Genomic DNA, 19,828 nt, shown 5'->3' on the forward strand with positions numbered 1-19,828 from the left:
GGGCGCTGCCCCCTTCGCGGCTGCGCCGCTCATCCCCCGGGATATTTCCGCCAATCCGAAACAGCGCGCAGCTCCTTTCGGCTTGGTCCAAATATCCCCGCCGGAGGCTCCCGACCGCGCCGATAGCGCGCCGCGCGATCATAGGAAAGCCTCGTCGAAAGCACCCTGCATCCCGCCCTCTTCCGGCGTCTTGGCCTTGAAGGGCGTCAGGTCGAGCACGGAGGCCTCGTTCAGCCCGAGATCGATATGGGTCGCGATCAGCGCCGCCCCGCCGCTCGCCAGATGGCCGCGCACGGCCTCGGCGAAGAGCGCGACAGAGGCGGTATCGAGCGAGACGGTCGGCTCGTCCAGCACCCAGATCGGGCGACCGGTCACCAGAAGCCGCGCAAGACCAAGGCGGCGCTTCTGCCCGGCAGACAGGCTATGGGCGGGCCGCGTCTCGAGGCTTTGCAGGTTCATGCGTTCCAGCGCCGGTTCGATATCGTTCGTCGCGTAGACCGAGGCCCAGAAGCCGAGGTTCTCGCGCACCGTCAGCGTCGATTTCAGCCCGTCGGAATGGGCGGCATAGGCCATGCTCTCGGGCGGCATCGAGACCGTCCCGGCCAGCGCCGGTTGCAGCCCGGCCAAGGTGCGCAGAAGCGTCGTCTTGCCGACCCCGTTGGGGCCGCGCAGCACGAGCGCATGGCCTGCGTCGAGCGAAAAGCTCAGGTCTTCCAGAACCGGGAGACCACCGCGCGACACCGCGAGCCCTTCGACCGACAGCATGCTCATTCAGGCGTCTCGGGCGTGGCGGGGTTTTCCGGTATAGCGATCAGCGCGCAGCCGACCCGACGGCCCTCCGACAGCAGCACGTTATATGTGCGGGCCGCGGACGGTGTCGCCATGCCCTCGCACATCAGCCCCTCGGCCTCCAGCTCGGCCACGAGGTCCTTCGGCAGATGGGCGATCTCTTCGCCGGTGCCGATGAACAGCACGTCGAGCTTGTCTGCGAGTGCGCGCAGCGGCGCGCGGTCGTCCAGACCGCCCCAGCTGCCCATCTCCTCGCCCGCGACCCAGATCGAGCCTCGCGTGACTTCACCAGCCACGCGGAAGAAACCCGGCCCGTAGCCGTCGATCGGCAGCGAGGCCCCGAAATTGGCTTCAGTCAGTAGCGACATCCGTTTTGTCGAAGAACTTCTCCGAGGGGTCCTTCTTCTCCTTGTTGCGGTCGAGCCCGATGAACAGGACGATGTTCTTTGCGACATAGACCGAGGAATAGGTACCCACGATCACGCCCCAGGTCATCGCGAAGACGAAGTTGCGGATCACGTCACCGCCCAGCACGAGCAGCGAAATCAGAGCGAGCAGCGTCGTGCCCGAGGTCATCACGGTACGCGACAGCGTCTCGTTGACCGAGAGGTTCATCACCTCGCGCAGCGGCATCTTCTTGTATTTCACGAGGTTCTCGCGAAGACGGTCGAAGACGACGACGGTATCGTTGATCGAATAACCGAGGATCGTCAGCAGCGCCGCGATGATCGACAGGTCGAACTTGATCTGGAACAGCGCGAAGATGCCGACCGTGACGGTCACGTCATGGATCAGCGCGGCGACCGCGCCGACCGAGAACTGCCACTCAAAACGCAGCCAGATATAGACCAGGATCGCGGCCACGGCGGCCAGAACGGACCAGATCGCGGTCCAGATCAGCTCGCCCGAGACCTTGGGCCCGATCGACTCGGTCGCCACGATCTTGATGTCCTTGTTCACTGATTTGAGCGATTCCAGCACCTTGGCCTGGGTGTCGGGGCTGATCGCCTCCTGACCGTCCTGCGCCTGAATGCGGATCGTGACGACCTTCTGATCGGCGCGGAAGTTCGGGTCATAGACCTGCGTGATCAGCACGTCGCCCAGATCGAGCGGCGCGATGGCCGAGCGGTAGGCCCCGATATCGACCGGCTCGGTCTGATCGGCCTCGGTGCGGATCGTGGTGCCGCCCCGGAAGTCGATGCCGAGGTTCAGCCCCATTACAAGCACCAGCACGATCGAGGCCAGCACCATGAAGACGGAGAAGCCGAAGGTCGCGACCTGGTGTTTGAAGAAGTCGAAGTTGGTCTTTTCGGGGACCAGTTTCAGACGGAATGCCATGTCTCGATCTCCCTTACAGTACCAGTTCGCGGGGACGACGGCGCGCGAACCAGATGCTCACGAACAGCCGCGTCACCCAGATCGCGGTGAAGACCGAGGTGATGATCCCGATCAGGAAGGTGACGGCGAACCCGCGCACCGGGCCTGCGCCCAGCACGAAGAGGATCACCGCCGTGAGGAAGGTGGTCACGTTCGCGTCCACGATGGCGGACATCGCGCGCTCGTAGCCAAGCTCGATCGCGCGGGCGGCTTTCGCCTTCTGCTGATTGCGCAGCTCCTCGCGGATACGCTCGAATACGAGCACGTTGGCGTCCACCGCCGTGCCCATCGTCAGGACGATCCCTGCGATACCGGGCAGCGTCAGCGTGCCGCCGATCACCGAGAGGATCGCGAAGATCAGCGCGATGTTGATCCCCAGTGCCAGCGAGGCGAAGACGCCGAAGGTGCCGTAGGACGCGATCATGAAGACCACCACGAGCACTGCGCCGACGGCTGCGGCCATCTTGCCGGCCGCGATCGAATCCGCGCCCAGCTCCGGGCCGATGGTCCGTTCTTCGAGGAAGGTCATCGAGGCGGGCAGCGCACCGGCGCGCAGCAGCAGCGCCAGATCGGTCGCCTCTTTCACCGTGAACCGGCCGGTGATGATGCCCGAACCGCCCGCGATATGCGATTGGATCGTGGGAGCCGAGATCACCTTGTTGTCGAGCACGATGGCGAAGGGCTTGCCGATATTGTTCTGCGTGTAGTCGCCGAAGGTGCGGGCCGCGCTCGCGTTGAAGCGGAAGGCCACTGCCGGATAGCCGTTCTGGTCGGTATCGGGGCGCGCATCCGTCAGGTCTTCGCCGGTCACGACCGGAAGGCTGTCGAGGATGTAATAGAGCCCCTTCTGATCGGCAGAAGGGAGGATTTCCTGATCGGAGCCCACCGCCTCGTTCGGGTTCGAGCTGGTGCCGATCACCGAGTTGAAGGTCAGCTTCGCGGTGGTGCCGATCAGCTGCTTGATCTCCTGTGCGGAGCTTGCGCCGGGAACCTGGATCAGGATGCGGTCGGAGCCTTCGCGCACGATCGTGGGTTCACGGGTGCCCGCGGCGTCAATCCGGCGGCGCACGATCTCCAGCGATTGCTGCATAGTGCGGTCGTCGGTCGCGGCCTTCTCGGCATCCGAGAGCTGGATGATCAGCTGGTTGCCCTCGGTGGTGATCGCGAGGGTCTTCTGCCCCACGCCGGTCAGCGACGAGACCGGGTTGTTCAGCGTCTCGGCGATCTTCTGGGCTTCCGCGATCTGGTCGGTATTGCCGATCTGGATACGCAGGACGCCCGGGTCGGCGTTCAGGCGACGGATCGAGCCGAGCGTACCGCGTTCGGCGGCGAGCGCCTTGCGGAACTCGGGCCAGAGCGCATCGACGCGCGCCTTGTAGACCTCATCGACATTGACCTCGGCCAGAAGCTGCGCGCCACCGCGCAGATCGAGGCCGAGATTGACGATGTCGGAGGGCAGCCAATCGGGCCAGCCAGCCTGCGCGGCCTGCTGCTCGGGCGTCAGAGACTCGCCCTTCGCGGCGGCGGCAACGGCATCGTTATGCCCCTCCACCCGGTTGTAAAAGATGTTCGGCGCGGCAAAGACGACCCCGATCACGACGATGATCAGGATCAGCACGCGCTTCCACAGCGAGATGTGCAACATGGGGGACGGGCCTTTTATGGCTTATTCAGAGGTCTTGGCGGGTTCGGTGCGCGACACAACCTGCACAATGGTCGATTTCACCACGCGGACTTTGACGCCCTGTGCGATCTCGACCTCGACCTCGCCGTCTTCCTTGATATGGGTAACTTTGCCGAGAATACCGCCCTGGGTCACGACCTGATCACCGCGGCGCAGCGCCTCGAGCATCGCCTTGTGCTCCTTGGCTTTTTTCTGCTGCGGACGGATCAGCAGGAAATACATGATCACGAAGATCAGGATCAGGGGAAGGAACTGGCCGAACGCGGCGGCGGGGTTACTGGCGCCACCGGCGGCCTGCGCGAAAGCGGGGGTCACGAACATGATCTATGGTCCTTTGTCATGGGCCTTGGGGGCAGCAAGCCCCGGTTGTCGGCGCGCACCCTAGCCGTGGCCCTGAGGCTTGGCAAGGCGAAGCGGCCCCTGTGAACGCGTCCTCACGTCGCGGTGACGCAGCGACGGGAAACGGAGCGCGCGCGCACTATCGCCGGAGGGCTGCGATCGGCAAGGGAAAAGGGGCTCTGCCCCCGCTCCTGCGGAGCGTCCCCGGGATATTTTCCCCAAGAGGAAGGGAAGCGGCTCAGCCCAGGGGCAAGGCGCGCTCGGCCAGACGGGCGAGGTAGGAGGCCCCCACGGGCGCAGCCTCGTCGTTGAAATCGAAGCGCGGATGGTGGAGCCCCGCGCCCTCCCCGGTGCCCATGAAGAGATAGGCGCCGGGCCGGGCCGCCAGCATATAGGCGAAATCCTCTGCACCCATTTCGCGCGGAGCGTCGGTCACGACGCGCTCGGGGCCTGCGATTTCGCTTGCGACTTCGGCGGCGAAGCCTGTCTCGTCGGGGTCGTTCACGGTGGGCGGGTAACCACGTTCGTATTCGATCTCGACGCTGACGCCATGCGCCGCCGCGATGCCTTCGCAAATCTCGCGTAGCCGTTTTTCCGCCAGATCACGGATGTCCGGCTCGAAGCAGCGAATCGTCGCGGTGAGGAAGCCGCTTTCGGGAATGATGTTGAGCGCGGTACCCGCATGGATCTGCGTGACCGAGACGACGAGCGCATCGCCCGCGCCGACATTGCGCGACACGACCGTTTGCAGCGAGGTCACAATCGCCGAGAGCGCCGGGATCGGATCGATGCAGCCCTGCGGGGTCGCCGCATGGCCGCCGCGCCCCGTCACCGTCACCCGCGCCTCGTCGACCGAAGCGAGATAGGGGCCAGGCGTGGTGTAGAAATGCCCGAATGGCAGCCCCGGCGCGTTGTGGATCGCGAAGACACGCGAGATGCCGAAGCGTTCCATCACGCCCGCATCGACCATCACCTCTGCCCCGCCGCCGTCTTCCTCGGCGGGCTGGAAGATCAGCGCCACGGTGCCTGCGAATTTCCGGGTCTCGGCCAGATAGGCCGCAGCCCCCAGAAGCATCGCCGTATGCCCGTCATGGCCGCAGGCATGCATCTTCCCGGACGTCTCGGAGGCGTATTCCGCATGGGTTTCCTCCGTGATCGGCAGCGCGTCCATATCGGCGCGCAGGCCGACGGTGGGGCCTTCGCCCTGCCCTTTGATCAGCGCCACGATCCCGGTTTGGGCGATCCCTTCATGGATCTCATCCACCCCGATTTCGCGCAGCCTTTCTGCGACAAACTCCGAGGTCTGGTGCAGATCGAAACGCAGCTCGGGATGGCGATGCAGCCAGTGCCGCCATTCGGTCATTTGCGGGCCGAGATCGGCGATACGGTTGAGAACGGGCATAGTGGACTTCCCCTTGCGGGCTGGTTAGGCCAGAGGCATTCGCATGGCAGGAGGCAAGCTGCAATGGCCAAACCCGACGACGCACTCATCTTCGACGATACGGGCGATGCGGCCCATCAGTTCACTCGGCTGACCGCGATCATGGAATGCCTGCGTGATCCGGAGAGCGGTTGCCCGTGGGATCTGGAGCAGGATTTCGCCTCCATCGCGCCCTACACGATCGAGGAAGCGCATGAGGTGGCCGATGCGATCGCGCGGCAGGCCTGGTCGGAATTGCCGGGCGAGCTGGGCGATCTGGCGCTGCAGGTCGTCTATCACGCGCAGATGGCCTCCGAGGACGGGCGCTTCGATATCTCCGACGTGCTGCGTGCGATCAACGCAAAGATGGTCGCGCGTCATCCGCATGTCTTCGGCGACGAGAGCCGCGAGAAATCCGCCGCACAGCAGACCGCCGATTGGGAAGCGATCAAAGCGGCCGAGCGCAAGGCTGCCGGTAAATCCGAGCGTGTCGGTGTGCTCGATGGGGTGGCTCTGGGCCTGCCCGCGCTGACCCGTGCGATCAAGCTGCAGAACCGCGCGGCGCGGGTGGGGTTCGACTGGCCCTCGACCGATGAGGTGCTCGACAAGATCGTCGAGGAAGCGCGCGAGCTGGAAGAGGCGCGCGACGAATTGGGGCCGGAAGAACTGGCGGAGGAATATGGCGATCTGCTGTTTGTGATGGTCAATCTGGGGCGGCATCTGGGGCTGGACCCGGAAGCGTCCCTGCGCGCGGCCAATCTGAAATTCACCAATCGGTTCAATCATATCGAGCGCGAACTTGAAGCGCGCGGCAAGGCACCCAAGGACAGCGATCTGGCCGAGATGGATGCGCTTTGGGATCAGGCGAAGGCGCGCGGGATCAAGTGAGGCGGGGGGCGCTGCCCCCCGTGCGCGGCTGCGCGCAAAACTCGTACGTTGAGGGGGCGCTGCCCCCGCGCTAGCGCGCCCCCCGGGATATTTTCGCCAAGAGGAAGTTCAGAGAAACGCTTTGCGCAGCATGTTGAGTGCGACGAGCATCAGGAAGCCCGCGAAGACGCGCTTGAGCTTCTTGGGGTCGAGCTTGTGGGCCAATGCCGCGCCCAGGGGGGCGGTGATCGTCGTCATCGCAATGACGATCAGAAAGGCGGGAATGTTGACCGCACCGATCGAGTAAGGTGGCGCGTCGGCCACCGGCGTCAGCAGGAAGCCGATCGCGGAGGGCAGCGCGATTGTCACGCCGAAGCCTGCCGAGGTCGCGACCGCGCGGTGGATCGGGATACCGTGGAGCGTCTGCATCGGCGTGCCGATCGAGCCGCCGCCGATCCCCAGAAGCACGGAGAGGAACCCCATCAGCGGGCCGAACCAGGCGCGGAAGATCCCGCCCGGCAGCCCATCCGAAATCCGCCAGCTCGATTTGCCGAACATCATGTAGCAGGCGATCAGGAGCACCATCACCGCGAAGATGATCTGCATGGTCGAAGAGCGCAGTTGATGGACGACCAGCACCCCGATGATCGCGCCGATGGCGATGGGCGCGATCCATTGTTTGAGGATGTCCCAGTCCACCGCGCCCTTGCGGTTATGGGCCATGACCGAGCGGATCGAGGTGACGATGATCGTGGCCAGCGAGGTCGCAACGCAGATCTGCATCAGATCGTTTGATCCGTAGCCCAAGCCGCTGAAAAGATAAAAGAAGGCGGGCACGAGGACGATCCCGCCGCCGACCCCCAGAAGCCCCGCCAGAACGCCTGCGAACGCCCCCACTGCCATCAGGATCAAGACGAGCGGCGCGAGCGTGGCGAAATCGGGCATGTCGGGAAATCTCCTTGGGTTCCGCTCAGTTAACCCGTTCACGCACGGCTGACAACGCACTCTCGAAAAGTTCAACCCCGGCGCCGTCGCGGGTCGCGCCTTCCGACAGGATCTGCCGGAAGCGGCGCGCGCCGGGCTTGCCATGGAACAGGCCGAGCATGTGGCGGGTGATCTGGTGCAGCCGGCCGCCGCGTTCGATATGGCGCGCGATATAGGGGATCATCGCCTGCGCCACGTCGAAGGGATCGCGCGCCGCGCCCTGCCCCCAGATGCGCTGATCGGCGGCGCCGAGCACCTCCATCGGCTGGTGATAGGCTGCGCGACCCACCATGACGCCGTCGAGCCCTTGGGCAAGCTCCGCCTCGGCCGCGGCGAGGTCTTTGATGCCGCCATTGATCGACAGGTGCAGCTGCGGATAGGCCGCCTTCATCGCGTGGACGAGCGGGTAATCGAGCGGCGGGATTTCGCGGTTGTCCTTGGGCGAGAGGCCTTGCAGCCAAGCCTTGCGGGCGTGGATCGTGATGCGGGTCACGCCGGCGGCGGCCACTTTCTCGATGAACTCGGGCAGCACTTCCTGCGGGTCCTGATCGTCCACGCCGATGCGACATTTCACCGTTACTTCAATCGGTTGCGCAGCGATCATCGCGGCACAGCACTCGGCCACCAGATCGGGCGACTTCATCAAAACCGCACCGAAAGCCCCGGATTGCACGCGATCCGACGGGCAGCCGCAGTTGAGGTTGATCTCGTCATAACCGAAATCCGCGCCGACCTTCGCCGCCTCGGCCAGTTCTTTCGCGTCCGAGCCGCCCAGCTGCAGCGCCACCGGATGCTCGGCGGCGTCGAACCCCAGCAGCCGATCGCGGTCGCCGTGAATCACTGCAGGCGCGGTCACCATCTCGGTATAGAGCAGCGCATTGCGGCTGATCTGGCGATGGAAATAGCGGCAATGACGGTCGGTCCAGTCCATCATCGGCGCAACCGAGAGCTTCGCTGCGCGGATCAGGGCGTCATCTGTCGTCATCGCATCTCTCATCGGGTCTGTCTCGGGGCCGTCTCGATAGCGTCTGTGCCGCCCCCAAGGCGCTGATATTCCGGAGATTGGGGGGGGAATGGCGCACCCAGAAGGATTCGAACCTTCGGCCTCTGCCTTCGGAGGGCAGCGCTCTATCCAGCTGAGCTATGGGTGCCTGAAGCGGCGTATAAAGAAGGAGCGCGCGGCTCGCAACTGGGAAATCGGCTTACCGCGCGGCGAGCGCGTCGTCGAGCACGCCCGCCAGCACGTCGCGCGGCACATCCGAGGTCACGAAAGCCTCGCCGATGCCGCGCGCGAGGATGAAGCGCAGCTTGCCGTCGAGCACTTTCTTGTCCTGCGCCATCAGGTCGATCAGCGCGTCGCGGCCCGGCAGATCGCCCTCGATATCGGCCAGATCGGTTTTCATTCCCATGTCGCGCAGATGCGCGCGCACGCGGCTCGGGGCTTCTTGCGAACACAGGCCGAGGCGCTGGCTAAGCTCGAACGCCATGGCACAGCCGATCGCCACGCCCTCGCCATGCAGGAGCCGGTCGGAATAGCCCGTTGCGGCCTCCAGCGCGTGGCAGAAGGTGTGGCCGAGATTGAGGAGCGCACGGTCGCCCTCCTCCGTCTCGTCGCGGGCCACGATCTCGGCTTTCATCTCGACCGAGCGTTTCACCGCATGCAGGCGCTTTTCCATATCGCCCGCCGCCATCGCAGGCGCGTTCGCCTCGAGCCAGTCGAAGAACGCCGCGTCGCCCAGAAGCCCGTATTTCACCACTTCGCCATAGCCCGCGAGGAAGTCGCGCGGCTCGAGCGTACCCAGCACGTCGAGATCGGCCAGCACAAGCGCGGGCTGATGGAAGGCGCCGATCAGGTTCTTGCCCTGCGGCGCGTTAATCCCGGTCTTGCCGCCCACGGAGCTGTCGACCTGCGCCAGAAGCGAGGTCGGGATCTGCACGAAACGCACACCCCGGCGCAAAACGGCGGCGGCAAAGCCGACCAGATCGCCGATCACGCCGCCGCCCAAAGCGATGACGATATCCTTGCGCTCGACCTTCTGCTCGAGCAGCCACTCGACAGTGCGGGTGAACTGCGGCCAGCTTTTCGTGCCCTCGCCCGGCGGCAGGGTCATCGAGACCATCTCGATATCGCCAAGGCCGCGGCGCAGGGTCGCGAGATGCAGATCGGCCACCGTCTGATCGGCGACGACCGCCACGCGCGGACGGCGCAGCAAGGGCGCGATCTCGGTGCCTGCGTTTTCCAAGAGCCCGGTGCCAATGCGCACCTCGTAGGAACGCTCGCCCAGCTCGACCGGCACGATCTCACGCATCTTTCACCTCTTCGATCAATCCATCCACTTCGCGCAGATGCGCCACCACCTTGCGCGCCATGCCCTGCACCGAGAGGCCCGGTTCGGCCTCGACCACGATCTGGGCCTTTTGATAATGCGGAAGGCGCGCGGCCAGCAGATCGCTCAGCGTCTGTTTCGGGTCGGCCGTGCGCAGCAGGGGGCGCGTGTTCTTGTGGCGCACCCGGTTCCACAGGATCTCCAGATCCGCCTTCAGCCAAACCGAGACGCCGAGCCGGTTGATCAACTCGCGGTTCTTCTCCGACAGGAAGGCCCCGCCCCCGGTGGAGATCACGCCGGGCGGGCCCATCAAGAGCCGCTCAAGCACTTCCGATTCGCGGGCGCGGAAGAACGGCTCGCCGTCGCGGGCGAAAATCTCGGCCACGGTCATCTGGGCGGCGCGTTCGATTTCATGGTCGCTGTCGAGGAATGCCGAATCGAGCATCTTGGACAGGGCAGTGCCGACCGCCGTCTTGCCCGAGCCCATCATGCCGACGAGCACGATAGAGCGCGTCAGATGCCCCTCGATCCCGGTTTCGCCTTCCACCTAGCGCCCCCTGCCTCGCGTCGCCTGCGGTATTCCTGCCCTGTCAATCCCGGCGGGAAGGACAAGGCTTGCCATCGGCGGAGCCTTGCACAATCGTGACGCAGGACCCCTTGAATGGCGTGAACTTCCCTGAAATGCCATATATGATCAACGCGAAACCGCAACCAAGAACGGCCCGCCCGCCGAGAGACACGTTATGGGACGGGCCGCGACAGACGGCAGAAAAGAGAGATTATGGGGCGCATCTTCAAGCTTATCGTCATCCTTCTGGTGCTTGGCGCGATCGGCGTGATCGGCTTTGCTTACTTGGGCGACATGAGCCCCGACAGTCAGGAACAGCGGATCGAAGTCACGCTGCCCGATGGCTCGGGCATGGCGGGCACGAGTAATTCCGATGCAGATACCGAGACGGGCACGGACAGCGAGACTGCGAGTGGCAACTGATCGCCGCGCGGCGACTCTTGGCCTGATCTGGCTGAGCGGTTTCGCGCTTGGCGGACTGGTGGCGGGACCCGCCGCCGCGCAATCGAATGCCGCGGTGGACGCAACCTCTACCGCCAGTAGCCCGATGTCGGCGATCGACTGGCTGTCGCATTCCCTGAAGACGGCCCCTCGGGACGGCCCGGCGTCTTCGACCGCGCCGGTCAGCGGGGCGGGCGGGATCGAAGATATCGCGGTGCTCTCGCTCGACGCGCCCTCCGCCGATACGTTGGGGCTGCTGACGCCGGATCGCACCGGGTTGCCGCGCGATCTTTGGGGTAAGACCCCCGAACCGGAACTGGCGCAGGCGCTGCGGGCGATGCCGCTCGATCAGTTGCCTGCGCTGCGGGAGCTGAGCCTGACATTGCTGCTGGCCGAGCTGAACCCGCCGCAGATCGAGACGCCGTCGCAGCGCAACCAGCTGTTCCTTGCCCGGATCGACCGGCTTCTGGACATGGGCGCGCTGGAACAGGCCAATGCTCTGCTCGGACAGGCGGGCACGGCGAGCCCCGAGATCTTCCGCCGCAGCTTCGACGTGGCGCTGCTGCTGGGGCAGGAGAACCGCGCCTGCAAGATCATCGAGCGCACGCCCGGTATCGCGCCGTCGTATGCCGCGCGGGTGTTCTGCCTTGCGCGCAACGGGCAGTGGGACACGGCCGAGTTGACCTATGGCACGGGTGCCGCGCTGGGGCAGATCCCGCAGGAGGATCGCTCTCTGCTGGAGCAGTTCCTCGACCCGGCCCTGGCCGAAGAGGCCGGGGATGCGCCGCCCCCCGATCACGTCACGCCGCTCGCGTTCAAGATGATGGAGGCGATCGGTCAGCCGCTGCCCACGGCGACGCTGCCTTTGGCCTTCGCGCAGGCCGATCTGACCGAGAATAACGGCTGGAAATCGCAATTGGAGGCCGCAGAGCGGCTGGCCCGCGCGGGTGTCCTCGATCCGAACCGGCTGCTGGGACTTTATACCGAGCGCAAAGCGGCGGCGTCCGGCGCGCTCTGGGATCGCGTGTCAGCCGTGAGCGCGCTCGATGAGGCGCTTGAGGCGAGCGATGCCGACAAGGTCGCGACCGCCCTGCCCGACGCTTATGACGTGATGGCCTCGGAAGATCTCGCGCCGGTTCTTGGCGCACTGTTTGGCGACCAGCTCGCGGGCATGGACCTGTCGGGCCGTGCGGGCCGCCTCGCCTACGAGCTGAGCCTGCTGACCCCGAATTACGAAGAAAACGCCCGCAAAGGCACGCAGAGTTCTGCGCAGGCCGCGCTGCTCAAAGGGCTGGCCGCGGGCGATACCAGCGCAACCCCTGCAAATGGCGCGCGCGATCAGGCGCTGAAAGCGGTCTTCGATGCGCCGCCGGGTGCCGCGCCCGACCGCTACAAGGGATTGCTGCCCGATCAGCTGGGCCTCGCACTGATCGAGGCAATCGGGGATGTGGGCGACGGCGCAAAAGGCGACTATCCGCGCCTGCAGGACGGTCTGAGCCTTCTGCGTCTGGCCGGGCTGGAAACCGTCGCGCGGCGCGCCGCGATCGAGCTGATCGTGCTGGGAGATCGCGGATGACCGGACCCGGTTCAGACGCGCCGCCCGATCCGCAATGGCTGCCGAGTTTTCTCGACGCGCAATCCGCCGAAGCCGGTGCCGCGCGCAACACGATCCTGAGTTACGGGCGTGATCTCAATGACCTCGCAGGCTTTCTTCAGGCGAAGGGGCTGAGCTATGCGACGCTCACCCGCGCCGATATAGAAACCTATCTGATCCGCTGCGAGGCGGAGGGCTTGGCTAAATCGACCCGCGCGCGCAGGCTCTCGGCGATCCGGCAACTCTACCGCTTCGCCTATGAGGAAGGCTGGCGCGCCGACAATCCGGCGATCCGCATCGCGGGCCCCGGACGCGCGCAACGCCTGCCGAAGACGCTGAGCCTCGAGGAGGTCGAGTCGCTGCTGGAGGCCGCGCGCGATCAGGGCCGCTCGCAGAAGGATCAGATCCGCAATCGCTGCCTGATGGAGCTGCTTTACGCGACGGGGATGCGGGTCTCCGAACTGGTCTCGCTGCCGGTGTCCTCCGCACGCGGCGATCCGCGGATGCTGCTCGTGCGCGGCAAGGGCGACAAGGAGCGGATGGTGCCGCTGTCGCCGCCGGCGCGCGAGGCGCTGGCCACTTGGCTGACCGCACGGGACGAGGCCGAGGAACAGGCCCGCATCGAGCATCGCGCGCCGCCCTCGCGCTTCCTCTTTCCCTCGGGCGGCAAGGAAGGCCATCTGACGCGTCAGGGCTTTCACAAACTGCTGAAGGACATCGCAGTGAAAGCCGGAGTCAGCCCCGCCAAGGTCACGCCCCACGTCTTGCGCCACGCTTTCGCCACGCATCTTCTGCAAGGTGGCGCGGACCTGCGCGCGATCCAGATGCTGCTGGGGCACGCGGACCTGTCGACCACGGAAATCTACACCCATGTCCTCGACGAACGGCTCAAGGAGCTGGTGCTGACGCATCACCCGCTGGCGAAACCGCGCGGCAAAAGTGACGGCACCGCTTGAATGCGCCCTGCCCGCGCCCCATAACCTGACACCATGGAAAACACTCTCGATTTTGCTTTCTGGCTCACCGCCGGTTCGATCATCCTGCTGCTGGCGCTCTCGGCCTTTTTCTCGGGCTCGGAAACCGCGCTGACGGCGGCCAGCCGTGCGAAGCTGCGCGCGCAGGCCGATAAGGGCGAAAGCGGCGCGAAAACCGCGCTGGAAGTCACCGAGGATAGCGAACGCCTAATCGGCGCGATCCTTCTGGGCAATAACGTCGTCAACATCCTCTCGGCCTCGCTCGCGACCGCGCTTCTGACGCGGGTCTTCGGGCAATCGGGCGTGGCGCTGGCGACGCTGGTGATGACGCTTCTGGTGCTGATCTTCGCCGAGGTGTTGCCAAAGACCTATGCGATCACCCTGCCCGAGAAAGTCGCCTCGAAGGTCGCGGGGCCGATCCGTGTCGTGACGCTCATTCTCGCGCCGATCGTCGCTATCGTGCGGATGATCGTGCGCGGCATCCTCTATGCCTTCGGGATGCGGACCGACAAGGACACCCATATGTTCTCGATCCACGAGGAGATCGCCGGCGCGCTGGCGCTGGGGCAATCCGAGGGCACCGTCGACAAGGAAGACCGTGACCGGCTGCTGGGCGCGCTCGATCTGGGCAATCGCACGGTCGAAGAGATCATGCTCCACCGGAGCCAGATCGAGATGATCGATATCGAGGAAGACCCCGACACGATCCTGACGGCGGTGCTGTCCTCGCCCCATACCCGGCTGCCGCTCTATCGTGGCGAGCGCGAGAACGTGGTGGGCGTGATCCACTCGAAAGACCTGCTGCGTGCAGTGGAAAAGGTCGTGCGTGGCGGCGACGGGACGCTGGAAAGCGTGGCCGATCTCGACATCGCCAAGGTGATGATGAAGCCCTATTTCGTCCCCGAGACGACGCCGCTCGACGAGCAGATGCAGGAGTTCCTCAAGCGTCGCACCCATTTCGCGCTGGTGGTGGACGAATATGGCGATCTGCGGGGGCTGCTGACGCTGGAAGACATCCTCGAAGAGATCGTGGGCGAGATCACCGACGAGTTCGACCCCAAGGCCGAGAAGCGTCTGAAGCCCACCGAGAGCGGCGATTACATCGTCGACGGCGCGATGACGATCCGCGACCTGAACCGCGAGACCGACTGGACGCTGCCCGACGAAGAAGCCAACACCGTGGCCGGTCTGGTGATCCACGAGGCGCAGACCATCCCGACCGAGGGGCAGGTCTTTTCCTTCCACGGCTTCCGCTTCGAGGTCGCAGGCCGCAAGGACAATCGGATCACGCGGCTCAAGATCCGCCCGCTGATCCCGGGCGGCTATCCGGAGAGCTGAGCGGCGATGTCGTAGGGGGCGCTGCCCCCGCGGCTGCGTGGTCCTCCGCTCGCGCTTCGGGCGTTCGGCGGGGCGTCCTTCCACTGGAAGGCCGCGCGTCCCGCCTCACCCCCCGGGATATTTTTGCCAAGAGGAAGGTATCAGTCGCAGGCGCAACCGGGCCCGCGATGACAGGTCTTCGAGCGGCTGATGCAGCTATCGCCGCAGGCTTTGCCCTTGGAACAGTGTTTGCAGCACGCGGCGAAGAGCGCGGGTTTCGGATCGGCGAGCGAGAACAGGGTCGCCTTGGCTTGATCTGCCTGGATCCGTTGCGGCGGCTCGTCGGATTGGGCGGATTGCGCGAAGAAAAGCGACGCGACCACGGCGGCGGCAAAGATCCGTTTCAAATGGGCTCTCCGTGAAAATTTTTGCGTTAACTAAGGTTAATTTCGCGCGACGATGCCTTTGAGGCAAGCTTCGTCTTACCTGCCCTCTTGCCAAGCGCGAAAACGCGCCCTAATGCCAACGGCATGACAGACCATCAGCGCCTCCTCATCATCGACTTCGGCTCTCAAGTCACGCAGCTGATTGCGCGGCGGCTTCGCGAGCTTAACGTCTATTGCGAAATCCATCCCTATCAGAACGTCACCGACGCCTTCCTGAAAGAGTTCGCCCCGAAAGCGATCATCTTCTCGGGCGGGCCGGATTCGGTCACGCGCGAGGGCTCTCCCCGGCCGCCGAAATCGGCCTATGAGCTGGGCGTGCCGATCCTCGGCATCTGCTACGGCCAGCAGGTGATGATGCAGGATCTGGGCGGTCTGGTAGAGGCCAAGCACGGCTCGGCCGAATTCGGGCGCGCCTATGTGACGCCCACCGAGACGCGGATCGACCTGCTGACCGGCTGGTTCATGGATGGCGCGGGCCGCGAGCAGGTCTGGATGAGCCATGGCGACCATGTCAGCCGCATCGCGCCGGGCTTCGAGGTCTATGGCACCTCGCCGGGCGCGCCGTATGCTATCACCGCCGATCTGAGCCGTCGCTTCTACGCGGTGCAGTTCCACCCGGAGGTGCATCACACGCCCAACGGCAAGACGCTTTATGAGAACTTCGTGCGCGACGCGGGCTTCACCGGCGACTGGACGATGGATGCCTATCGCGACGAGGCGATCCGCCAGATCCGCGAGCAGGTGGGCGACAGCCATGTCATCTGTGGTCTGTCCGGCGGCGTCGACAGCTCGGTCACCGCGATCCTGCTGCACGAAGCGATCGGCGATCAACTGACCTGTGTCTTTGTCGACCATGGCTTGCTGCGGATGAACGAGGCCGAAGAAGTGGTCACGATGTTCCGTGACCATTACAATATCAAGCTGATCCATGCCGATGAGAGCGAGCTGTTCCTCGGCGAGCTGGAAGGCGTCACCGACCCTGAGGTCAAGCGCAAGACGATCGGGCGCCTCTTCATCGACGTGTTCCAGAAATATGCGGGCGAGATCGAGGATGCGAGCTTCCTCGCGCAGGGCACGCTCTATCCCGATGTCATTGAATCGGTGAGCTTTTCGGGCGGCCCCTCGGTCACGATCAAGTCGCACCACAATGTGGGCGGTCTGCCCGAGAAGATGGGCCTCAAGCTCGTCGAGCCGCTGCGCGAGCTGTTCAAGGACGAGGTCCGCGCGCTGGGTCACGAGCTGGGTCTGCCGGCGTCGTTCATTGGCCGCCACCCCTTCCCCGGCCCCGGCCTCGCGATCCGCTGCCCCGGCGAGATCACCCGCGACAAGCTGGAGATCCTGCGCAAGGCCGACGCGGTCTATATCGACCAGATCCGCAAGCACGGGCTTTATGACGAGATCTGGCAGGCCTTCGTCGCGATCCTGCCGGTGCGCACAGTTGGCGTGATGGGCGACGGGCGGACCTATGATTACGCCTGCGCCTTGCGCGCGGTGACCTCGGTCGACGGCATGACGGCGGATTACTACCCGTTCAGCCACGAGTTCCTCGGCGAGACCGCGACGCGGATCATCAACGAGGTGAAGGGCGTCAACCGGGTGACCTACGACATCACCTCGAAGCCCCCCGGCACGATCGAATGGGAATGAGTTTCAGGCCCGCGTCCGAAAGGCGCGGGCCTTTTCTTTTGGGGAGACAAAGATGGCCGTCAAACTGACCGGGCGCCTGATCTGCGCCGATGCCGCCGAGGTGGGAATTGTCCGCGTTCACCTGCCCGAGCATATCGCGCTGACCCATGCCGAGCCGGGATGCGAGATGTTCGAAGTCAGGCAAGGAGCCGATCCGCTGGTCTTCACCGTCACGGAACGCTTCACCGACCGGGCCGCGTTCGAGGCGCATCAGGCGCGGACGAAGGCCTCGGAATGGGGCCGCGCGACCCAGGGGATCGCGCGGGACTATCAAATCGAGGAAGACTGAGCGGTTACAGGAAGGCGTCGGGCACTTCGGCCTTCTTGCGCGCGACGTAAGCCGCCAGCGCCTCGGCGACGCTCGGGTCCATCGCGGGCTGCTGATACTCGCTGAGCATCTTCTCCACCCGCTTCGTCGCCAGCGCCATCGTGTCGGGCGCGCCCTGCTCTTCCCAGGTCTCGAAGGGACGGTAATCGAGCAGTTTCGTGCGCCAGAACGCATCCTTGAAGTTCGCCTGCGTATGGGCGCAACCGAGGTAGTGACCGCCCGGCCCCACCTCGCGGATAGCATCCATCGCCTGACCGTTCTCCGAGATATCGATACCCTTAGCGAGGCTGTGCAGGATGCCCAGCTGGTCGGCATCCATCACGAATTTCTCGTAGGAAGACACCAGACCGCCCTCAAGCCAGCCGCAGCCATGCAGCATGAAGTTCACACCCGCATAGAGCCCGTTATTGAGCGTGTTCGCGGTCTCGTAAGCGGCCTGCGCATCGGGCAGCTTCGACCCGGTGAACCCGCCCGCAGAACGATACGGTAGGTTCAGACGCCGCGCGAGCTGACCTGCGCCCAGCGTGATCAGCGAGGCTTCGGGCGTGCCGAAGGTGGGCGCGCCCGAGTTCATGTCGATCGAGGTGACAAACGCCCCGAAGATCACCGGCGCACCGGGACGGATCAGCTGGGAATAAGCCACGCCTGCCAGCACTTCGGCCAGCACCTGCGTCAGCGTGCCCGCGACCGAGACCGGCGCCATCGCGCCACCGACGATGAAGGGCGAGATGATGCAAGCCTGATTGGCCTTCGCATAGACCTCGAGCGCCCCCATCATGGTGGAGTCGAAAGTCAGCGGCGAGTTGATGTTGATGAGCGAGGTCATCACCGTGTTCCGGTCGACGAACTCGTCCCCGAAGAGGATCTTCGACATCTCGACGCTGTCGGCGGCGCGCGAGGGCTCGGTGACCGAGCCCATATAGGGCTTGTCCGACAGTGTCATATGCGCGTGGAGCATGTCGAAATGGCGCTTGTTCACCGCCACATCGGTCGGTTCGCAGACGGTGCCGCCCGAATGGTGGACCCATTTCGACATGTAGCCGAGTTTCACGAAGTTACGGAAATCCTCGATCGTCGCGTAGCGGCGGCCACCCTGAGCGTCGCGCACGAAGGGAGGGCCGTAGACCGGGGCGATGACGAGGTTGCGCCCGCCGATCTCGACATTGCGCTCGGGGTTGCGGGCGTGCTGGGTGAATTGCGACGGCGCGGTCGCGCAAAGCTTGCGGGCAAGGCCGCGCGGGATCCGCACGCGCTCGCCTTCGATCGAGGCACCGGCCTCGCGCCAGCGTTCCAGCGCTTCGGGGTTCTCGACGAAATTGACGCCAATCTCTTCGAGCACGGTTTCCGCGTTATGCTCGATGATCTCGAGGGCTTCCTCGTTCAGGATTTCCATGTCGGGGATGTTGCGCGTGATGAAGCGCGAGAACTCCACCTTCACGGCCGTGCGTTCGGCACGACGGGCTGCCCCGCCACCACCGCGCGCGCGACGCCCCACACGTTCACCCAGTTCCGAATCGGCCATGATTGCCTCCGCCCGTTTATCTCGCCTCAAACTAACGGGCAGAGGGATGCGCGATGGCCTGTTTGCGTCCGTCAGCGGTAGAGAAGCGACTGACCGTCCGCGAAGAGATGCACTTTGGACGGATCGGCGCCGAGAGAAATCTCGGTATAGCGGCGGTCGTGATGGATGCCGGGCAGTTTGGCGATGATCGGGTCGTGACCGCCTTCGGCCTCGAAATAGAGAAGCGTCACCTCGCCCAGAGCTTCGACGATATCGACGCGACCGGTGTAGATCGCCGCGTCCTCGGTGGGCACGAAATCCTCCGGGCGCACCCCGATTTTCACGCGGCGCGACAGGTCCTCGGGACGCGTCGGGATGGTGGAGCGTGCGATGCCGCCGCCATCGAGTTTCACCGTCGTCATCTCGCCCGTCTCGGTGACCTCGCCCGAGAGCAGGTTCATCGCGGGAGACCCGATGAACTGCGCGACGAACTCGTTGCGCGGCTGCTCATAGAGTTCGAGAGGCGTGCCGACCTGCGCGATCCCCTTGTTCGCCAGCACCACGATCCGGGTCGCGAGCGTCATCGCCTCGACCTGATCGTGGGTGACGTAGATCATCGTGCGATCGGGCATAGCCTCTTTGAGCTGGGCGATCTCGATCCGGGTCGCGACGCGCAAGGCCGCATCGAGGTTCGAGAGCGGTTCGTCGAAGAGATAGACCTTCGGGTCGCGCACGATGGCGCGCCCGATGGCGACCCGCTGCCGCTGACCACCCGAGAGCGCCTTGGGCAGACGGTCGAGATAGTCGGTCAGTTGCAGCATATCCGCCGCCTTCTCGACGGCGGCATCGATCTCTTCCTTCGACTGTTTCGCGATCTTCAGGGCGAAGGCCATGTTGTCGCGCACTGTCATATGCGGATAGAGCGCGTAGGACTGGAAGACCATCGCGATGCCTCGGTTCGAGGGCGGCACATCGTTCATCCGCACCCCGTCGATCTCGAGCGTGCCGCCCGTGATTTTCTCGAGCCCCGCGATCATCCGCAAAAGCGTCGATTTCCCGCAGCCCGAGGGGCCCACGAAGACGATCAACTCACCTGCTTTGATGTCGAGGTTGATGTTCTCGAGAACCGACACCTCGCCATAGCTTTTCGCGACGTTTTCCAGTTTGAGTTCGGCCATAGTCTCCC

General features: G+C 64.8%; 20 protein-coding genes and 1 tRNA gene. 7 read left to right on the top strand and 14 right to left on the bottom strand.

What is annotated here, in order from left to right; all coding sequences use genetic code 11:
• Positions 1-138 precede the first annotated feature (138 nt).
• The 6 genes from ccmA to BMI86_RS09555 form a co-directional block, all read right to left on the bottom strand.
• On the bottom strand, positions 139-771 hold the full coding sequence (gene ccmA, locus BMI86_RS09530) for a heme ABC exporter ATP-binding protein CcmA (protein ID WP_078541008.1): 633 nt from the start codon (positions 769-771) through the stop codon (positions 139-141).
• On the bottom strand, positions 768-1,157 hold the full coding sequence (locus BMI86_RS09535) for an Mth938-like domain-containing protein (protein ID WP_078541009.1): 390 nt from the start codon (positions 1,155-1,157) through the stop codon (positions 768-770). The genes ccmA and BMI86_RS09535 overlap by 4 nt, the downstream gene beginning before the upstream one ends.
• On the bottom strand, positions 1,141-2,127 hold the full coding sequence (gene secF / locus BMI86_RS09540; RefSeq protein WP_078541011.1) for a protein translocase subunit SecF: 987 nt from the start codon (positions 2,125-2,127) through the stop codon (positions 1,141-1,143). Before secF ends, BMI86_RS09535 begins: the two co-directional genes overlap by 17 nt.
• Positions 2,128-2,140: 13 nt before the next feature.
• Entirely contained in the window at positions 2,141-3,811 is a 1,671-nt protein-coding gene (gene secD / locus BMI86_RS09545) for a protein translocase subunit SecD (RefSeq protein WP_078541013.1), read from the bottom strand.
• A gap of 21 nt (positions 3,812-3,832) precedes the next feature.
• The gene (yajC, locus tag BMI86_RS09550) at positions 3,833-4,171 is read right to left on the bottom strand and encodes a preprotein translocase subunit YajC (protein WP_078520633.1); all 339 of its coding nucleotides are present in this window, start codon (positions 4,169-4,171) and stop codon (positions 3,833-3,835) included.
• A 256-nt stretch (positions 4,172-4,427) separates the two neighbouring features.
• The gene (locus tag BMI86_RS09555; RefSeq protein WP_078541015.1) at positions 4,428-5,591 is read right to left on the bottom strand and encodes a M20 aminoacylase family protein; all 1,164 of its coding nucleotides are present in this window, start codon (positions 5,589-5,591) and stop codon (positions 4,428-4,430) included.
• 63 nt (positions 5,592-5,654) lie between these two features.
• On the opposite strand from BMI86_RS09555, the gene mazG reads away from it, so the two are divergent.
• Positions 5,655-6,497, top strand: coding sequence for a nucleoside triphosphate pyrophosphohydrolase (gene mazG / locus BMI86_RS09560; RefSeq protein ID WP_078541016.1), 843 nt, complete (start codon positions 5,655-5,657; stop codon positions 6,495-6,497).
• Positions 6,498-6,605: 108 nt separating this feature from the next.
• Here mazG and BMI86_RS09565 read toward each other — a convergent pair whose 3' ends face one another.
• From BMI86_RS09565 to BMI86_RS09585, 5 genes are all read right to left on the bottom strand, one after another.
• A complete protein-coding gene (locus BMI86_RS09565) occupies positions 6,606-7,421 on the bottom strand; it encodes a sulfite exporter TauE/SafE family protein (protein ID WP_078541018.1) in 816 nt (271 codons plus the stop codon).
• 25 nt (positions 7,422-7,446) lie between these two features.
• The gene (gene dusA / locus BMI86_RS09570; RefSeq protein WP_078541381.1) at positions 7,447-8,445 is read right to left on the bottom strand and encodes a tRNA dihydrouridine(20/20a) synthase DusA; all 999 of its coding nucleotides are present in this window, start codon (positions 8,443-8,445) and stop codon (positions 7,447-7,449) included.
• A gap of 89 nt (positions 8,446-8,534) precedes the next feature.
• Positions 8,535-8,611 (bottom strand) — tRNA-Arg (locus tag BMI86_RS09575).
• A 51-nt stretch (positions 8,612-8,662) separates the two neighbouring features.
• Positions 8,663-9,769 carry a 3-dehydroquinate synthase gene (gene aroB / locus BMI86_RS09580; protein WP_078541020.1) on the bottom strand — a complete coding sequence of 369 codons (1,107 nt, stop codon included), beginning with the start codon at positions 9,767-9,769 and terminating at the stop codon, positions 8,663-8,665.
• On the bottom strand, positions 9,762-10,334 hold the full coding sequence (locus BMI86_RS09585) for a shikimate kinase (protein WP_078541022.1): 573 nt from the start codon (positions 10,332-10,334) through the stop codon (positions 9,762-9,764). The genes aroB and BMI86_RS09585 overlap by 8 nt, the downstream gene beginning before the upstream one ends.
• 234 nt (positions 10,335-10,568) lie before the next feature.
• Between BMI86_RS09585 and BMI86_RS09590 the strand changes: the two genes are divergently transcribed.
• From BMI86_RS09590 to BMI86_RS09605, 4 genes are read left to right on the top strand one after another with little or no spacing between them, the layout of a single operon-like run.
• On the top strand, positions 10,569-10,778 hold the full coding sequence (locus BMI86_RS09590) for a hypothetical protein (protein WP_078541024.1): 210 nt from the start codon (positions 10,569-10,571) through the stop codon (positions 10,776-10,778).
• Positions 10,768-12,372: a hypothetical protein gene (locus BMI86_RS09595; RefSeq protein WP_078541027.1), complete on the top strand. Its 1,605-nt coding sequence runs from the start codon at positions 10,768-10,770 to the stop codon at positions 12,370-12,372. The genes BMI86_RS09590 and BMI86_RS09595 overlap by 11 nt, the downstream gene beginning before the upstream one ends.
• Positions 12,369-13,346 carry a site-specific tyrosine recombinase XerD gene (locus tag BMI86_RS09600; RefSeq protein ID WP_078541029.1) on the top strand — a complete coding sequence of 326 codons (978 nt, stop codon included), beginning with the start codon at positions 12,369-12,371 and terminating at the stop codon, positions 13,344-13,346. Before BMI86_RS09595 ends, BMI86_RS09600 begins: the two co-directional genes overlap by 4 nt.
• Positions 13,347-13,379: 33 nt before the next feature.
• Complete coding sequence (locus tag BMI86_RS09605) at positions 13,380-14,702, top strand: HlyC/CorC family transporter (protein WP_078541031.1); 1,323 nt, start codon at positions 13,380-13,382, stop codon at positions 14,700-14,702.
• A gap of 140 nt (positions 14,703-14,842) precedes the next feature.
• Here the strand turns inward: BMI86_RS09605 and BMI86_RS09610 are convergent, their stop codons facing one another.
• Positions 14,843-15,088 carry a hypothetical protein gene (locus BMI86_RS09610; RefSeq protein WP_078541033.1) on the bottom strand — a complete coding sequence of 82 codons (246 nt, stop codon included), beginning with the start codon at positions 15,086-15,088 and terminating at the stop codon, positions 14,843-14,845.
• 123 nt (positions 15,089-15,211) lie between these two features.
• Between BMI86_RS09610 and guaA the strand changes: the two genes are divergently transcribed.
• Together guaA and BMI86_RS09620 are read left to right on the top strand one after the other, a co-directional pair.
• The gene (gene guaA, locus BMI86_RS09615) at positions 15,212-16,774 is read left to right on the top strand and encodes a glutamine-hydrolyzing GMP synthase (RefSeq protein WP_078541035.1); all 1,563 of its coding nucleotides are present in this window, start codon (positions 15,212-15,214) and stop codon (positions 16,772-16,774) included.
• Between the two features lie 52 nt (positions 16,775-16,826).
• Entirely contained in the window at positions 16,827-17,102 is a 276-nt protein-coding gene (locus BMI86_RS09620) for an antibiotic biosynthesis monooxygenase (RefSeq protein ID WP_078520621.1), read from the top strand.
• A gap of 4 nt (positions 17,103-17,106) precedes the next feature.
• Here BMI86_RS09620 and BMI86_RS09625 read toward each other — a convergent pair whose 3' ends face one another.
• Positions 17,107-18,663: a trimethylamine methyltransferase family protein gene (locus BMI86_RS09625; protein WP_078541037.1), complete on the bottom strand. Its 1,557-nt coding sequence runs from the start codon at positions 18,661-18,663 to the stop codon at positions 17,107-17,109.
• 71 nt (positions 18,664-18,734) lie between these two features.
• On the bottom strand, positions 18,735-19,820 hold the full coding sequence (locus BMI86_RS09630) for an ABC transporter ATP-binding protein (RefSeq protein ID WP_078541039.1): 1,086 nt from the start codon (positions 19,818-19,820) through the stop codon (positions 18,735-18,737).
• Positions 19,821-19,828 lie beyond the last annotated feature (8 nt).

Source organism: Thioclava sp. DLFJ5-1 (assembly GCF_002020115.1).
Lineage (GTDB): Bacteria > Pseudomonadota > Alphaproteobacteria > Rhodobacterales > Rhodobacteraceae > Thioclava > Thioclava sediminum.

What these genes read in the sequence shown, in the direction of transcription:
- BMI86_RS09600 (WP_078541029.1), top strand. Translation starts at nt 12,369, where the DNA reads ATGACCGGACCCGGTTCAGACGCGCCGCCCGATCCGCAATGGCTGCCG.
- secF (WP_078541011.1), bottom strand. Translation starts at nt 2,127, where the DNA reads ATGGCATTCCGTCTGAAACTGGTCCCCGAAAAGACCAACTTCGACTTC.
- BMI86_RS09605 (WP_078541031.1), top strand. Translation starts at nt 13,380, where the DNA reads ATGGAAAACACTCTCGATTTTGCTTTCTGGCTCACCGCCGGTTCGATC.
- dusA (WP_078541381.1), bottom strand. Translation starts at nt 8,445, where the DNA reads ATGACGACAGATGACGCCCTGATCCGCGCAGCGAAGCTCTCGGTTGCG.
- BMI86_RS09590 (WP_078541024.1), top strand. Translation starts at nt 10,569, where the DNA reads ATGGGGCGCATCTTCAAGCTTATCGTCATCCTTCTGGTGCTTGGCGCG.
- aroB (WP_078541020.1), bottom strand. Translation starts at nt 9,769, where the DNA reads ATGCGTGAGATCGTGCCGGTCGAGCTGGGCGAGCGTTCCTACGAGGTG.
- mazG (WP_078541016.1), top strand. Translation starts at nt 5,655, where the DNA reads ATGGCCAAACCCGACGACGCACTCATCTTCGACGATACGGGCGATGCG.
- yajC (WP_078520633.1), bottom strand. Translation starts at nt 4,171, where the DNA reads ATGTTCGTGACCCCCGCTTTCGCGCAGGCCGCCGGTGGCGCCAGTAAC.
- BMI86_RS09630 (WP_078541039.1), bottom strand. Translation starts at nt 19,820, where the DNA reads ATGGCCGAACTCAAACTGGAAAACGTCGCGAAAAGCTATGGCGAGGTG.
- ccmA (WP_078541008.1), bottom strand. Translation starts at nt 771, where the DNA reads ATGAGCATGCTGTCGGTCGAAGGGCTCGCGGTGTCGCGCGGTGGTCTC.
- BMI86_RS09535 (WP_078541009.1), bottom strand. Translation starts at nt 1,157, where the DNA reads ATGTCGCTACTGACTGAAGCCAATTTCGGGGCCTCGCTGCCGATCGAC.
- BMI86_RS09555 (WP_078541015.1), bottom strand. Translation starts at nt 5,591, where the DNA reads ATGCCCGTTCTCAACCGTATCGCCGATCTCGGCCCGCAAATGACCGAA.
- guaA (WP_078541035.1), top strand. Translation starts at nt 15,212, where the DNA reads ATGACAGACCATCAGCGCCTCCTCATCATCGACTTCGGCTCTCAAGTC.
- BMI86_RS09620 (WP_078520621.1), top strand. Translation starts at nt 16,827, where the DNA reads ATGGCCGTCAAACTGACCGGGCGCCTGATCTGCGCCGATGCCGCCGAG.
- BMI86_RS09565 (WP_078541018.1), bottom strand. Translation starts at nt 7,421, where the DNA reads ATGCCCGATTTCGCCACGCTCGCGCCGCTCGTCTTGATCCTGATGGCA.
- BMI86_RS09625 (WP_078541037.1), bottom strand. Translation starts at nt 18,663, where the DNA reads ATGGCCGATTCGGAACTGGGTGAACGTGTGGGGCGTCGCGCGCGCGGT.
- secD (WP_078541013.1), bottom strand. Translation starts at nt 3,811, where the DNA reads ATGTTGCACATCTCGCTGTGGAAGCGCGTGCTGATCCTGATCATCGTC.